Annotated in this window: 12 protein-coding genes; 9 read left to right on the forward strand and 3 right to left on the reverse strand. The window is 68.9% G+C overall.

All coding sequences use genetic code 11. The features are described from left to right. Positions 1–86: 86 nt before the first annotated feature. Both ilvD and ACO2RV_RS16735 read left to right on the forward strand, forming a co-directional pair. Positions 87–1814 carry a dihydroxy-acid dehydratase gene (gene ilvD / locus ACO2RV_RS16730; protein ID WP_423294971.1) on the forward strand — a complete coding sequence of 576 codons (1728 nt, stop codon included), beginning with the start codon at positions 87–89 and terminating at the stop codon, positions 1812–1814. Next, complete coding sequence (locus tag ACO2RV_RS16735) at positions 1801–2664, forward strand: tetratricopeptide repeat protein (RefSeq protein WP_423294973.1); 864 nt, start codon at positions 1801–1803, stop codon at positions 2662–2664. The genes ilvD and ACO2RV_RS16735 overlap by 14 nt, the downstream gene beginning before the upstream one ends. Positions 2665–2698: 34 nt before the next feature. On the opposite strand, the gene xth is transcribed toward ACO2RV_RS16735, so the two are convergent. Genes xth through ACO2RV_RS16750 form a run of 3 tightly spaced genes read right to left on the reverse strand, consistent with a single transcriptional unit; the run spans position 2699 to position 4653 of the window. Further along, on the reverse strand, positions 2699–3487 hold the full coding sequence (gene xth / locus ACO2RV_RS16740; RefSeq protein WP_423294975.1) for an exodeoxyribonuclease III: 789 nt from the start codon (positions 3485–3487) through the stop codon (positions 2699–2701). A gap of 39 nt (positions 3488–3526) precedes the next feature. After that, positions 3527–4276, reverse strand: coding sequence for a 5'-methylthioadenosine/adenosylhomocysteine nucleosidase (locus ACO2RV_RS16745; protein WP_423294977.1), 750 nt, complete (start codon positions 4274–4276; stop codon positions 3527–3529). Next, positions 4276–4653, reverse strand: a complete 378-nt coding sequence (locus ACO2RV_RS16750; RefSeq protein WP_423294979.1) for a HesB/IscA family protein — start codon at positions 4651–4653, stop codon at positions 4276–4278. The genes ACO2RV_RS16745 and ACO2RV_RS16750 overlap by 1 nt, the downstream gene beginning before the upstream one ends. A gap of 104 nt (positions 4654–4757) precedes the next feature. Here ACO2RV_RS16750 and ACO2RV_RS16755 point away from each other — a divergent pair, with 104 nt between their 5' ends. From ACO2RV_RS16755 to ACO2RV_RS16785, 7 genes are all read left to right on the forward strand, one after another. Next, positions 4758–5942, forward strand: a complete 1185-nt coding sequence (locus ACO2RV_RS16755; RefSeq protein WP_423294981.1) for a deoxyguanosinetriphosphate triphosphohydrolase — start codon at positions 4758–4760, stop codon at positions 5940–5942. A gap of 51 nt (positions 5943–5993) precedes the next feature. Next, positions 5994–7760 (forward strand): arginine--tRNA ligase, encoded by a 1767-nt coding sequence (gene argS / locus ACO2RV_RS16760; protein WP_423294983.1) that lies wholly within the window; start codon positions 5994–5996, stop codon positions 7758–7760. Positions 7761–7855: 95 nt separating this feature from the next. Then, a complete protein-coding gene (locus ACO2RV_RS16765) occupies positions 7856–9544 on the forward strand; it encodes an SPOR domain-containing protein (RefSeq protein WP_423294985.1) in 1689 nt (562 codons plus the stop codon). A gap of 21 nt (positions 9545–9565) precedes the next feature. After that, entirely contained in the window at positions 9566–10591 is a 1026-nt protein-coding gene (gene nagZ / locus ACO2RV_RS16770) for a beta-N-acetylhexosaminidase (protein WP_423294987.1), read from the forward strand. A gap of 19 nt (positions 10592–10610) precedes the next feature. Beyond that, entirely contained in the window at positions 10611–11432 is an 822-nt protein-coding gene (locus ACO2RV_RS16775) for a segregation and condensation protein A (RefSeq protein ID WP_423294989.1), read from the forward strand. Continuing rightward, positions 11429–12139, forward strand: coding sequence for an SMC-Scp complex subunit ScpB (gene scpB, locus ACO2RV_RS16780; protein ID WP_423294991.1), 711 nt, complete (start codon positions 11429–11431; stop codon positions 12137–12139). Before ACO2RV_RS16775 ends, scpB begins: the two co-directional genes overlap by 4 nt. 57 nt (positions 12140–12196) lie before the next feature. Beyond that, positions 12197–13276: an ABC transporter ATP-binding protein gene (locus ACO2RV_RS16785; RefSeq protein WP_423294993.1), complete on the forward strand. Its 1080-nt coding sequence runs from the start codon at positions 12197–12199 to the stop codon at positions 13274–13276. Positions 13277–13284: the final 8 nt, after the last annotated feature.

The raw sequence follows: 13284 nt of genomic DNA on the forward strand, positions 1-13284 counted from the left end.
CGAAATCCGACGGATAGACGGGGGAAACTCATGTCAGGGTGCGGTTGCCCCGACAACAAACCTCGCGCCGGGATGCTCGACCAGAAATGGACGTCAGGACCATCATCGACAAGCGGAACCTGCCGAGCCGTCATGTGACGGAAGGTCCGGCACGCGCGCCGCATCGGTCCTATCTCTACGCGATGGGCCTCACGCGGGAGCAGATCCACCAGCCGCTGGTGGGTGTCGCTTCGTGCTGGAACGAGGCCGCTCCCTGCAATATCTCGCTCATGCGCCAGGCGCAGGCGGTGAAGAAGGGCGTCTCCGCGGCCGCCGGCACGCCGCGCGAATTCTGCACCATCACCGTGACCGACGGCATCGCCATGGGCCACGAGGGCATGAAGGCCTCGCTGGCCTCCCGCGAAGTGATCGCCGACTCGGTCGAGCTCACCATTCGCGGCCATGCCTATGACGCGCTGGTCGGCCTTGCCGGCTGCGACAAGTCGCTGCCCGGCATGATGATGGCGATGCTGCGGCTGAACGTGCCGTCGATCTTCATCTATGGCGGCTCCATCCTGCCGGGCTCGTTCCGCGGCCAGCCGGTCACCGTGCAGGACATGTTCGAGGCGGTCGGCAAGCATTCGGTCGGGATGATGTCGGACGACGATCTCGACGAGCTGGAGCAGGTGGCTTGTCCCTCGGCCGGGGCCTGCGGCGCGCAGTTCACCGCCAACACCATGGCGACCGTTTCCGAGGCGATCGGGCTCGCGCTGCCCTATTCGGCCGGTGCGCCGGCGCCTTACGAGATCCGCGACCGCTTCTGCATGGCGGCGGGCGAGCAGGTGATGGACCTCATCGCCCGCAACATCCGCCCGCGCGATATCGTCACGCTGAAGGCGCTGGAAAACGCCGCGACCGTGGTCGCCGCCTCCGGCGGCTCGACCAATGCTGCGCTGCATCTGCCGGCGATGGCGCATGAGGCCGGCATCAAGTTCGACCTGTTCGACGTCGCCGCCATCTTCAAGCGCACGCCTTATATCGCTGACCTTAAGCCCGGCGGGCGCTATGTCGCCAAGGACATGTTCGAGGCCGGCGGCATTCCGCTGCTGATGAAGACGCTGCTGGAGCACGGCTTCCTGCATGGAGACTGTCTCACCGTGACCGGGCGGACCATCGCCGAGAATCTCGCCTCGGTGAAGTGGAACCCGCATCAGGACGTGGTGCGCCCGGCCAATGATCCCATCACCGTGACCGGCGGCGTGGTCGGCCTCAAGGGCAACCTCGCGACCGACGGCGCCATCGTGAAGGTGGCGGGGCTGAAGAACCTGAAATTCTCCGGCCCGGCCCGCTGCTTCGACGGCGAGGAAGCCTGCTTCGAGGCAGTGACGCACCGCGCCTATGAAGACGGCGACGTGTTGGTCATCCGCTATGAGGGCCCCAAGGGCGGCCCCGGCATGCGCGAGATGCTGTCCACCACCGCCGCGCTCTACGGGCAGGGCGCCGGCGACAAGGTGGCGCTGATCACCGACGGACGCTTCTCCGGCGCCACGCGCGGCTTCTGCATCGGCCATGTCGGGCCGGAAGCGGCGGTCGGTGGCCCGATCGGGCTGATCCGCGACGGCGACATCGTCACTATCGACGCTATCGAGGGCACGCTGGACGTGGCGCTCTCGGACGAGGAACTCGCGGCCCGCAAGGCGGCGTGGAAGCCTCGCCCTTCGCCCGTCGGCTCGGGGGCCATCTGGAAATTCGCGCAAGCCGTGGGACCCGCCCGTGACGGGGCGGTCACCCATCCCGGCGGCGCGGCAGAGACATCGTGCTATGCGGATATCTGAGCGCTCAGCCCTTTTCGCCCTGATGGGCGCCCTCGCGGCGGTCGTGCTGGCTCCGAATGTCGCGCTGGCGTTCGACGGCTCGCCCGATGCCGCCGACGCTGCCCCGGCGGCACTTCCCAAGGCTGTCATGCCCTCGCCGGGCACCCCTCGTCCGCTCGAGGAGGCTGTCCGTTTCGGCACGCAGGCGCTGCGCTCCGGCGACATGGAGAAGGGCATCGATTCGCTGCGCTACGCGGCCGACCAGGGCCACGCCGGCGCGCAGTGGAAGCTCGGACGCATGTATGCCGAGGGCGAGGGCGTCGAGCGCAATGACATCAAGGCGTTCGAGTACTTCACCCAGATCGCCAACATGCACGCCGACGACAACCCGTCGACGCCGCAGGCGCGCTTCGTCGCCGATGCCTTCGTGGCGCTCGGCACCTATTATCTGGTCGGCATTCCCAACAGCAAGGTCCGGCGCGACCCCGGCCGCGCCCGCGACATGTTCGCTTATGCCGCCTCCTATTTCGGCGACCCGGACGGGCAGTACCATCTCGCCCGGCTCTATATCGATGGCGAGGGCGTCGGGCGCGACCCGCGCTTTGCCGCGCGCTGGCTCGGTCTCGCTGCCCATAAGGGGCAGTACCAGGCGCAGGCGGCTCTCGGTGGGCTGCTGTTCAAGGGCGACGAGGGCATTCCGCGCCAGGGCGCGCGCGGGCTCATGTGGCTGACGCTGGCACGCGAATCCGCTGCCGGACCGGGCGACAAATGGGTGGTGGACCTCTATGAGGACGCCTTCTCCACCGCCTCCTCGGACGAGCGCGCCATGGCGCTGGTCTATCTCGAGCAGTACATGAAGACGGGCCGCTAAGCGGCTCGCCTGCCTGACATCATCCGCCTCATGATCAGTTCTTGAAGGCGAGATCCGCCCAGACCGGCACATGGTCGGAGGGCTTCTCCCAGCCGCGCACATGCTTGTCGATGCCGGTCGCCTTCAACCGGTCGGTGGCCTGCGGCGACAGCAGCAGATGGTCGATGCGGATGCCGTTGTTCCGCTGCCACGCGCCGGCCTGATAATCCCAGAAGCTGTACAGGCCCGGCGCGTCCGTGGTGGCGCGCAGGGCGTCGGTCATGCCGAGATTGAGAATCTCGCGGAAGGCCGCCCGTGTTTGCGGCAGGAACAGCGCATCGCCCGCCCAGGCGGCCGGGTTGGCGGCGTCCTCCGGCTCGGGGATGACGTTGTAGTCGCCGCAGACCACCAGCGGCTCCTCATAGGCGAGCCGATTGGCGATATGCGCCTTCAGCCGTGCCATCCATTCCAGCTTGTAGGGATATTTCTCCGTCTCGACCGGGTTGCCGTTCGGCAGATAGATGCCGCAGACGCGCACGACGCCCTCGCCGGTAGAGACCACGACCTCGATGAAGCGCGACTGCACGTCGCCGTCGCCGCCGGGCAGGCCGGACGTCACCTCGTCGAACGGCAGGCGCGAGAGCACGGCGACGCCGTTGAAGCCCTTCTGGCCGTGCACGGCGACGTTGTAGCCAAGCTGCTCGAACGCCTCGCGCGGGAACTGCTCGTCCTGGCACTTGATCTCCTGCAGGCAGACGATGTCCGGCTGGCGTTCAGTGAGCCAGGCCAGCGTGTTGTCGAGCCGGAGCCGGATGGAGTTGACGTTCCAGGTGGCGATACGCATCGGACGGCTTCCGTAAGGACGGTGAATCGGAGCGGGAGCTTACAGCACCGGCAGCAGCCGGCGCACGATCATGGCCGAGGAAAGCGCGACCTCGTCGACGAACTGGGCGAAATCGAAATGCGATTCGTGGCCGGCGAGGTCCGAAAGCGCGCGGATGACCAGCCAGGGTACGTCGAAGGCGGCGCAGACCTGCGCCATCGCCGCGCCCTCCATCTCGACCGCCGCGCCGCCCAGCTCGCGGAACAACCGCTCGCGCAGGACTTCGCTGCCGACGAACTGGTCGCCGGTGAGCACCCGGCCGAAATGTAGCCGGGGCGGGCGTGCCGGATCGCCGGCGGAAAGCGGGGAGAGTACCAAATCGGCCAGGGCCGCCCGCACGCGCCCGAGCAGCGCTTCCTCCGCGGCATGGCCGAGGGCGTCGTTCGGGCTGAAGAAGGGCAGGTAGCCGGCCTGGTAGACGGTGAAGCCGTCCTTGAGGGTGTAGCCGGCATCATGCTGCACGACATGGTCGGCAATCACCACATCGCCGATCGAAAGCTCCGGATCGAGCCCGCCGGCGATGCCGGAGAACAGCACGACCCGGCAGCCGAAGCGCTCGATCAGCAGCGTGGCGGCGATGGCGGCGTTGACCTTGCCCATGCCGGCCTGCGCCAGCACCACCGGCTCACGGTCGAGATGGCCGGCGTGAAAGCGCATGCCCGCCACTTCGGACGTTGTGGCGTCGGCCAGATTGTCGGCGAGATAGGCGAGCTCCTGTGGAATGGCGCAGAGCACGCCTATCGGGCGCATCAGAGCGCGAAGCTGGTGCCGCACCCGCAGGACGAGACCGCGTGCGGGTTGTTGATGCGGAACGAGGCGCCGACCAAATCGTCGACGAAGTCGATATTGGAGCCGGACATGTATTCCAGCGACACCGGATCGATCACGACGCGGGCACCGCCCTCATCGATGACGATGTCGTCGGCGTCGCGCTCGCGGGTGAGATCGAACTTGTACTGGAAGCCGGAGCAGCCGCCGCCCTCGACGCTGACCCGCAGCATGCTGTCGGGCGACTCGCCCGAGAGGATCTCCGCGATGCGACGGGCGGCGCTGGCGGTGACGCCGACGCCGTAGGGGGCAGGAACCGCTTCCGGCGTATGAACCGGGCTCGACGGGCTGGCGCTCATGTCGCGTGCCTTCGGGTTGAATATGACTTGGCTCAATAGTTAAGTGCTGCCGGTCCCGAGTCCAAGGGGAACTTGGCGGCTGAACTTGCAGGGGAGGTCCGCTTATGGCGGTGGCCGGGGCGCAATCGCGCGTGCCATGGGCGTCAAAGGCGGAGGAAAGCCGGGGCCGGCTGCATCCGGAACCGGATATGGGCAGCCGCAGCGCCTTTCGCCGCGATGCCGACCGCATCATCCATTCCACGGCGTTTCGTCGCCTCGCCTACAAGACGCAGGTGTTCTCCTATCACGAGGGCGACCACTACCGGACCCGGCTGACCCACACGCTGGAGGTGGTGCAGGTCGCCCGCTCCATCGCCCGCGCGTTGGGGCTGGACGAGGATTTGAGCGAGGCGCTGGCGCTGGCGCATGATCTCGGCCACCCGCCCTTCGCCCATGCCGGCGAGCGCGTGCTGGACGCCTGCATGGCGGCCTATGGTGGTTTCGACCACAACGCCCAGTCGCTGCGCGTGGTCACGCGGCTGGAGAATCGCTACCCGGATTTCGACGGGCTGAACCTCTCCTGGGAGACGCTCGAAGGCATCGTGAAGCACAACGGGCCACTGGCCGGTCCCAAGGCCGAACCTCTTGCCCATGCCATCGAGGTGCATGCCGAGAAGCAAGATCTGTGGCTGTGGAGCTGGCCCTCGGCCGAGGCGCAGGTCGCGGCCATCGCCGACGACATCGCCTATGACGTGCACGACCTCGACGACGGGCTGCGGGCCGGGCTGTTCGGCATCGAGGAGTTCGCCGGCCTGCCGCTGGTCGGCGCCATCATCGCCGGCGTCCGGGCGCGCTGGCCCGATCTCGACCGCCCGCGCGTCATTCACGAGATCGGCCGGCAGATGATCACCGTGCTGATCGAGGACGTTGTGGGTGAGACGCGCGCGCGCATCGCGCAGGCCCGGCCCGACAGCGCCGACGCAGTACGGCACCTGGGCGCGGCAATGGTCGGCTTCTCGCCGCGCGTTGCCGAGGCGGAGCGGGCGATCAAGTCGTTCCTGTTCCCGCGCATGTACCGCCATCCCCGGGTGATGGAGGAGATGGACGCTGCCGGCGAAGTAGTGCGCGACCTGTTCCGCCGCTACATGGAGGACACTGGCGCGCTGCCCGAGGAGTGGCGAGCCAGTGTCGCCGGTCGCACGGAGGACGCGCGGGCACGGCGGATCGCCGACTTCATCGCCGGCCAGACCGACCGCTATGCGCTGGCGGAACACCAGCGGCTCTTTGACACTACTGCGGAACTGCGGTAGCGCCAGCCGCCGCCTGCGTTTGCGGGCCTGACGTGCCGGGAGTTCTCGCCGATGAACCTGTTCGCCATTTTCGCCGACCATCTGCGCACTGCCGTGGCCGAGCTTGCCGCTGAGGGCGTGTTGCCGGCCGGGCTCGACGTCTCGCGCGTGGTGGTCGAGCCGCCGCGCGAAGCGAGTCATGGCGACCTCGCCACCAATGCGGCGATGGTGCTCTCGAAGGATGCGCGCATGAAGCCGCGCGATCTCGCCGAGAAGCTGACGGCCAAGCTCGGCGCCATCCCCGGCGTTGCCCGGGTGGACGTGGCCGGTCCCGGCTTCATCAACATTGCGCTGGACGGTTCCTACTGGCCGCGCGTCATCGTCGCCGCGCTCAAGGCGGACGGTGCCTATGGCCGCTCCTCGCTCGGGGCGGGGTCGACGATCAATGTCGAATATGTCTCGGCGAATCCGACCGGCCCGATGCATGTCGGCCATTGCCGGGGCGCGGTGTTTGGCGACGCGCTGGCGAACCTGCTCGCCTTCGCCGGCTTCGCTGTGACGCGCGAATACGTCATCAATGACGCCGGTGCGCAGGTCGACGTGCTCGCCCGCTCCGCCTATCTGCGCTACCGCGAGGCGCTGGGCGAGGCCATCACCATTCCCGAGGGCCTGTACCCCGGCGACTATCTGGTGCCGGTTGGCAAGGCGCTGGTTGTCAAATTCGGCAACACGCTGGTCGACAAGGATGAGGCCGACTGGCTGCCGGCCGTCCGCCCCGTCGCGATCGATTCCATGATGGCGATGATCCGCGACGACCTCGCCGCGTTGAACATCCATCACGAGGTGTTCTTCTCCGAGCGCACGCTGCACGAGCGGGTGGGTGGGCAGCCCAGCGTCATCGACCGGCTGATGGACGAATTGCGTGCGCGCGACCTCGTCTATCAGGGCAGCCTGCCGCCGCCCAAGGGTGCGCCGGTGGAGGACTGGGAAGACCGCGAGCAGACGCTGTTCCGCGCCACCCAGTTCGGCGACGAGATTGACCGGCCGCTGGTGAAATCCGACGGGGCGTACACCTATTTCGCCGCCGACATCGCCTACCACAAGAACAAGTTCGATCGCGGCTTCAAGCAGATGATCGACGTGTGGGGCGCCGATCATGGCGGCTATATCAAGCGCATGCAGGCGGCGGTGAAGGCCGTGACCGCGGGCGAGGGGCATCTCGACGTCGAGATCTGCCAGCTGGTGCGCCTGCTGCGCAATGGCGAGCCGGTGAAGATGTCGAAGCGCGCCGGCACCTTCGTCACCCTGCGTGAGGTGGTCGACGAGGTGGGCCGGGACGCGGTGCGCTTCATGATGATCAACCGCAAGAACGACGCGGTGCTGGATTTCGACCTCGCCAAGGTGATCGAGCAGACGCGCGACAACCCGGTGTTCTACGTTCAGTACGCCCATGCGCGGGCGCGCTCCATCCTGCGCAATGCCAAGGAAATGTTCCCCGACCTGCCGCAGCAGCCGGCCTCCTTCGCTGACGCCGATCTGTCGCTGCTGGACGACGAAGGGGAAGTTGCGCTGGCCAAGCTGATCGCCAACTATCCGCGTCTCGTCGAGCAGGCGGCGGCGGCGCGCGAGCCGCACCGCGTGGCGTTCTACCTCTATGATCTCGCCAGCGCCCTGCATGGACAGTGGAATCGCGGAAAAGATCTGCCACATTTACGCTTCATTATCGAAGATGATCGAAAGTCGACTTATGCGCGGCTGGCATTGGTTCACGCGGTCGCGCTGATCATCACTTCGGGACTGTCGATCCTCGGAGTTGATGCTCCCGAAGAAATGCGGTGAGCATGTCGCGCGACGGTTCGTCCGACCTGCCGCCGCGATAACGTCGCCCCTGCGGGCGGCGATGTATCGAGACGCAGCGAACAGGTTCGGTGAACATGGCCAACGACACGACGCGTAATCGGCAGGACAACCCGGCCGAGGACCCGCTTGCCGAACTCGCGCGCCTGATGGGTCAGGAAGACGAATTCGCGGATCTGATGCGCAAGGCGCAGCCGACACCACGCCCGGCCGCGCCGCGTCCGGCGGCGCCTGCGCCTGGCGTTTCCGCTGGGGCGCCGCGCGCGCCCCTGCCGCCACGCCCCGCGCCGACCCGTCCGGCGGCGCCGCCGCCGACGGCGCGCCCGGCTTCCCCCACACCGTCGCATTCCTCCTTCGCGGCCCTGGCGGCGGATGTCTATTCGGACACTCCGCGCCGGTCGGGTGACGCCCTCCAGCCGCGCGCCGAGCGTCATTCGCTCGAGGATGCTGCCCGCGACCTCAACCGCAACCTGGTGCGCCCCGAGCGCTCCGTGCCGGAGCCCCGCTCGTTCGAGCCGCGCGCGCCCGAGCCCCGCATGGCGCCGCGCCCGTCGGCGCCGTCGCCCCGTTCGGCCGAGCGTCCCGGCTATGCCGACGGCAACGTGGATGCCGTTGCCCGCGCCCTCTCGCAGCCGCTCGATCTCGGTGATGAGCCGCCGCGCGGCGAGCGTGCGCCGCCGGCTTGGATGAGCCGAGGCGCCGCCCCGCGCGCCGATGCGGCAGCAGCCCGCGACTTTTCCGCCGCCGACGATGCCTATGATTACGGCAGCTCGGCCGTGGCCGACGACGGCTATGGCGAGGATCAGCATTCCGACTCGAGTTTCGAGGTCGAGGAGGAGCGCGCGCCGCGTGGCGGTCGCCGCCATCTGATCGTGGTCGGCGCCGTCGTCGTCGCTGCCGTGGCGGCGGTTGCCGGCGGCTACACGCTGCTGTCGCGTCCGGGCGGCATCGCCTCGTCCACCAGCGAGCCGCCGATGATCCGCGCCGAGCAGGGGCCGAACAAGGTCGTGCCCAGCCAGCCGGCGCAGGAGCCCGCCAGCGACGGGCAGAAGCTGATCTATGACCGCGTCGGCGGCAGCGCACCGACCGGAAACGAGAAGGTCGTCTCCAGCGAGGAGCAGCCGGTCGACGTTTCGCAGGCCGCTCAGCCGCAGCAGCCGCGCGTGATCCAGACGGCGCCGAGCCAGTCCGTCACCGCCACATCCGGCCAGTCCGGCACGGAGCCCAAGCGCGTGCGCACCCTGACCGTGCGGGCCGATGGCACCATCGTCGAGGATGGCGGCCCGACGCCGGTTCCCGGCGGTACCCAGCCGACCGCCGCAGCGGCGCAGCCCACGGCTTCGGCCCCGATTCCGCTGAGCTCGGGCTCCGGCGGGCCGGTTTCGACCAATCCGACGCCGCTGGCGTCGACGCCCTCCATCGTGCCGAACGTGCCCGCACCGGCGCCGCGCGTCGCCGCCGCGCCGGCTCCCACAGCGCAGCCGGCCGCTCCCTCGGCGGCTCCGGCGGCTCCGGCGGGTGCCTATGTGGTGCAGGTCGCCTCCGTTCGTACCGAGGCGGAAGCGCAGGCGACCATCAAGTCGATGCAGGCGAAGTACTCGGCCGTGCTCTCGGGCCAGCGTTCCTCGGTGCGCCGCGCCGATCTCGGCGACCGCGGCATCTATTACCGGGCGCAGATCGGTTCGTTCGGCTCGCGCGACGACGCGGTCAAGCTGTGCGAGGCATTGCGCGCGGCGGGCGGCGACTGCATGGTCCAGCGTAACTGATCCCTGGTGACCGACGCGCTCATGTCCCGCCTTTCGCCCCGTGCTTTCATCACCGGCTGTGCCGGCACCGCCTTCAGCGTCGAGGAGGAGGATTTCCTTCTCGACGCCGCCCCCTGGGGCCTCATCCTTTTCCGCCGCAACATCGAGACGCCGGCGCAGGTCGCCGATCTCGTGCGTGCCTTCCGCACGCTAGTCGGACGGACGGACGCGCCGGTGCTGATCGACCAGGAAGGTGGGCGCGTGCAGCGGCTCGGACCTCCGCACTGGCCGAAATACCCGCCGGCCGAGGTCTTTGCCCATCTCGCGGAGAGCGACGGGCAGGCGCGTGGCGCGCAGGCGGCACGGCTCGGTGCGCGGCTGATGGCCGAGGACCTCGCCGCACTCGGCATCAATGTCGACTGCGTGCCCTGCGCCGACCTTCGCCTGCCGGAGGGCCACGGCATTATCGGCGACCGCGCCTATGGCGACACGCCCGTCCAGGTCGCGGCGCTGGCGCGGGCGGCGGCCGAAGGGCTGATCGCGGGCGGCGTGCTGCCGGTGCTCAAGCATATTCCCGGCCATGGCCGCGCCCGTGCCGACAGCCATGAGAGCCTGCCGGTGGTGGACACGCCACGCGCCGTGCTGGAGGCCACGGATTTCGAGCCGTTCCGCCTGCTGGCGGACCTGCCGCTCGGCATGACCGCCCATGTGGTCTATTCCGCCATCGATCCCGACCGGCCGGCGACGACCTCGAAGCGGGTGATCGACGAGGTCATTCGCGGCCATATCGGCTTCGACGGCGCGCTGATGAGCGACGACCTGTCCATGGGTGCGCTGGCGGGCACGCTTGCGAGCCGCGCGGAAGCGTCCTTCGCGGCGGGTTGCGACCTCGCACTGCACTGCAATGGCCGCATCGAGGAAATGCGCGAGGTGGCCTCGTCCTCCCCCCGGCTGGAGGGCGATGCCGCCCGGCGCTGCGCTGCCGCGCTGGCGCGACTGACGCCGGTGGCAAAAATCGAACAAACGCAGGCGCGCGCTCAATTTTCGGATATGATCGCGGCGTCCTGAACGTCCGTTGCGGTCCCCTATGGAACAGAGCCAGTTCGCTTTCGAGGCGGATGATGTCCGCCAGGCGGGAGAGCCAGCTCTCGTCGTCGATGTCGACGGCTTCGAGGGGCCGCTCGACCTGCTGCTGGCGCTGGCGCGGACGCAGAAGGTCGACCTTGCGCGCATTTCCATTCTCGAACTGGCCGAGCAGTACCTGACCTTCGTCGAGGAGGCACGGCGCATCCGGCTGGAACTCGCCGCCGACTATCTCGTCATGGCGGCGTGGCTCGCCTTTCTCAAGTCGCGCCTGCTGCTGCCCGAGCCGGTGAAGGACGACGGCCCGAGCGGCGCCGATCTGGCAGCCGACCTTGCCGAGCGGCTGCGACGGCTGGAGCGCATCCGCGCCGCCGCCGCGCATCTCGCCACGCGCGACCGCATCGGCCACGAAGTGTTCGAGCGCGGCGCTCCCGAGCCGCTGACGCCGGGCGGGCCGCAACTCTACGAGGCGACGCTTTACGATCTGCTGGCGGCCTATGGTGCCCAGCGGCAGAAGATGGCGCTGTCGCATGTGAGCTTCGCCCCGCGCCATGTCGTGTCGCTGGCGGAGGCGCGCCAGCGGCTGGAGCGGCTGATTGGCCGGCTTGCCTTTGCCGGCGAGTGGGCGCGGCTCGACGGCTTTCTGCTGAACTGGATCGCCGATCCGAAGATGCGGGCGACGGCGCTGGCCTCGGGCTTCTCGGCGAGCCTGGAGATGGTGCGCGAGGGGCTCATCGACGTGCAGCAGGAGACGGCGTTCGCGCCGATCTGGATCCGCAGCCGCCCGGCGGACGCTGGTTCGAACGGCAGCGGGGAGAGTGCATGAACGCCGAGGCGGCGCGCGCGCCGCAGCCCGGATCACACGAGACCGCAGCGGCGGGGCGTTCCGTCTCGCTGCGGCTGCTCGAGGCCATGCTGTTCGCGGCCGGCGAGCCGCTCGACGAGGTGACACTGGCCGCCCGCCTGCCGGAGGGGGCGGACCTCAAGGCGCTGCTGGCCGAGCTGGCGCAGGATTATGCGTCGCGCGGGGTCAACCTCGTGCGCGTCGCCGGCAAATGGATGCTGCGTACGGCGCCGGACCTCGGTTTCCTCTTGGCGCGCGACAAGCCGGAACCGCGCCGGCTCTCCCGCGCGGCGCTGGAGACGCTGGCGATCATCGCCTATCACCAGCCGACGACGCGGGCCGAGATCGAGGAGATCCGCGGCGTCTCCACCAATAAGGGCACGCTTGACGTCCTGCTGGCCGCCGGCTGGGTGCGCATGCGCGGGCGCCGGCGCAGCCCCGGCCGCCCGGTGACCTATGGCACGAGCGAGCTTTTCCTGGTGCATTTCGGGCTCGACAGCATCCGCGACCTGCCGGGTCTCGACGAGTTGCGCGGTACTGGGCTGATTGACGCGCGTGTCTCCGCCGGCTTAACGGTGCCGCTGCCCAATGACGACATGGGGCTGAAGGACGACGAGGACCCGCTCGAACCCGAGCTCGACCTGTCCTATGCGCCGGAGCCCGAGGTCGATGAGGACGAGCAGGACTGAATCCTCCTCCTTTTCCGGAGAGGGACGCGGCTGCCGGACGATCAGGAGATCTGTTTCATGTATCAGGCGCTCGCCCGCACGCCGGTCTCGCTGGCCAGCCGCCTCACGCTGGAGAATGTGCGCCACGCCTATGACGGCAAGGAATCGGTGCGCGGCATCTCGATCACCGTCCAGCCCGGTGAGATCCTGTGCCTGCTCGGCCAGTCCGGCTGCGGCAAGACCACCCTGCTGCGCCTGATCGCCGGCATCGAGCGCCCGAGCGCCGGGCGCATCCTGCTCGACAACCAGGTGGTGGCGGGACCGACGGATTTCGTGCCGCCGGAAAAGCGCAATATCGGCCTCGTCTTCCAGGACTATGCGCTGTTCCCGCATCTGACGAATCTGCAGAACGTGGCTTTCGGCCTGCGTGCGCTGAGCGCGGAGGAGGGGCGTTCGGAGGCGATGCGGGCGCTGGAGCGGGTGCGGCTGGAGACGCATGCGCAGAGCTTTCCGCACGCGCTTTCCGGCGGCGAGCAGCAGCGTGTGGCGCTGGCCCGCGCGCTGGTGCCGCGCCCCGGGATTCTCCTCATGGACGAGCCGTTCTCCGGGCTCGACAGCCGGCTGCGCGGCAGTGTGCGCACCGAGACGCTGAACGTGCTGCGCGATGCGCGGGCGACCTGCATCATCGTCACCCACGACCCGGAGGAGGCCATGCGGCTGGGTGACCGCATCGCCTTGATGCGCAAGGGCGAGATCGTTCAGCTCGGCACGCCGGAGGAATTGTACCGGCACCCCGCCGACCTTTCCGTCGCGCGCTTCTTCAGCGAGATCAACGAAGTCGAAGGCGAGGTGCGGCAAGGGCGCGTGCATACGCCGCTGGGCAGCTTCGCCGCGCCCGGACTGGCCGAGGGGACCCCGGCGATCGCGGCGATCCGTCCCCAGGGCGTGGAGCTGCGCGCGCCCGGTTCCGGCACCCGCGGACGGGTGGTGACGCACCGGTTCCTGGGCGAGCTCGATCTCTACGAGGTCGCTGTCGAGGGGCTCGACCGCCCGCTTGTGGCCCGGCGCCGCACCATCGCCGGCCTGCTGCGTGGACATGACGTAGGCGTGCACATAGATCCGGCGGAAGTCCTTGTCTTCGCCGCGACCGGGCCCTAGTGTCCGCT

The organism is Ancylobacter sp. VNQ12, from assembly GCF_049445835.1.
Lineage (GTDB): Bacteria > Pseudomonadota > Alphaproteobacteria > Rhizobiales > Xanthobacteraceae > Ancylobacter.

Coding starts and splice junctions, on each gene's coding strand:
- ilvD (WP_423294971.1), top strand. CDS start 87: ATGGACGTCAGGACCATCATCGACAAGCGGAACCTGCCGAGCCGTCAT.
- ACO2RV_RS16735 (WP_423294973.1), top strand. CDS start 1,801: ATGCGGATATCTGAGCGCTCAGCCCTTTTCGCCCTGATGGGCGCCCTC.
- xth (WP_423294975.1), bottom strand. CDS start 3,487: ATGCGTATCGCCACCTGGAACGTCAACTCCATCCGGCTCCGGCTCGAC.
- ACO2RV_RS16745 (WP_423294977.1), bottom strand. CDS start 4,276: ATGCGCCCGATAGGCGTGCTCTGCGCCATTCCACAGGAGCTCGCCTAT.
- ACO2RV_RS16750 (WP_423294979.1), bottom strand. CDS start 4,653: ATGAGCGCCAGCCCGTCGAGCCCGGTTCATACGCCGGAAGCGGTTCCT.
- ACO2RV_RS16755 (WP_423294981.1), top strand. CDS start 4,758: ATGGCGGTGGCCGGGGCGCAATCGCGCGTGCCATGGGCGTCAAAGGCG.
- argS (WP_423294983.1), top strand. CDS start 5,994: ATGAACCTGTTCGCCATTTTCGCCGACCATCTGCGCACTGCCGTGGCC.
- ACO2RV_RS16765 (WP_423294985.1), top strand. CDS start 7,856: ATGGCCAACGACACGACGCGTAATCGGCAGGACAACCCGGCCGAGGAC.
- nagZ (WP_423294987.1), top strand. CDS start 9,566: ATGTCCCGCCTTTCGCCCCGTGCTTTCATCACCGGCTGTGCCGGCACC.
- ACO2RV_RS16775 (WP_423294989.1), top strand. CDS start 10,611: ATGGAACAGAGCCAGTTCGCTTTCGAGGCGGATGATGTCCGCCAGGCG.
- scpB (WP_423294991.1), top strand. CDS start 11,429: ATGAACGCCGAGGCGGCGCGCGCGCCGCAGCCCGGATCACACGAGACC.
- ACO2RV_RS16785 (WP_423294993.1), top strand. CDS start 12,197: ATGTATCAGGCGCTCGCCCGCACGCCGGTCTCGCTGGCCAGCCGCCTC.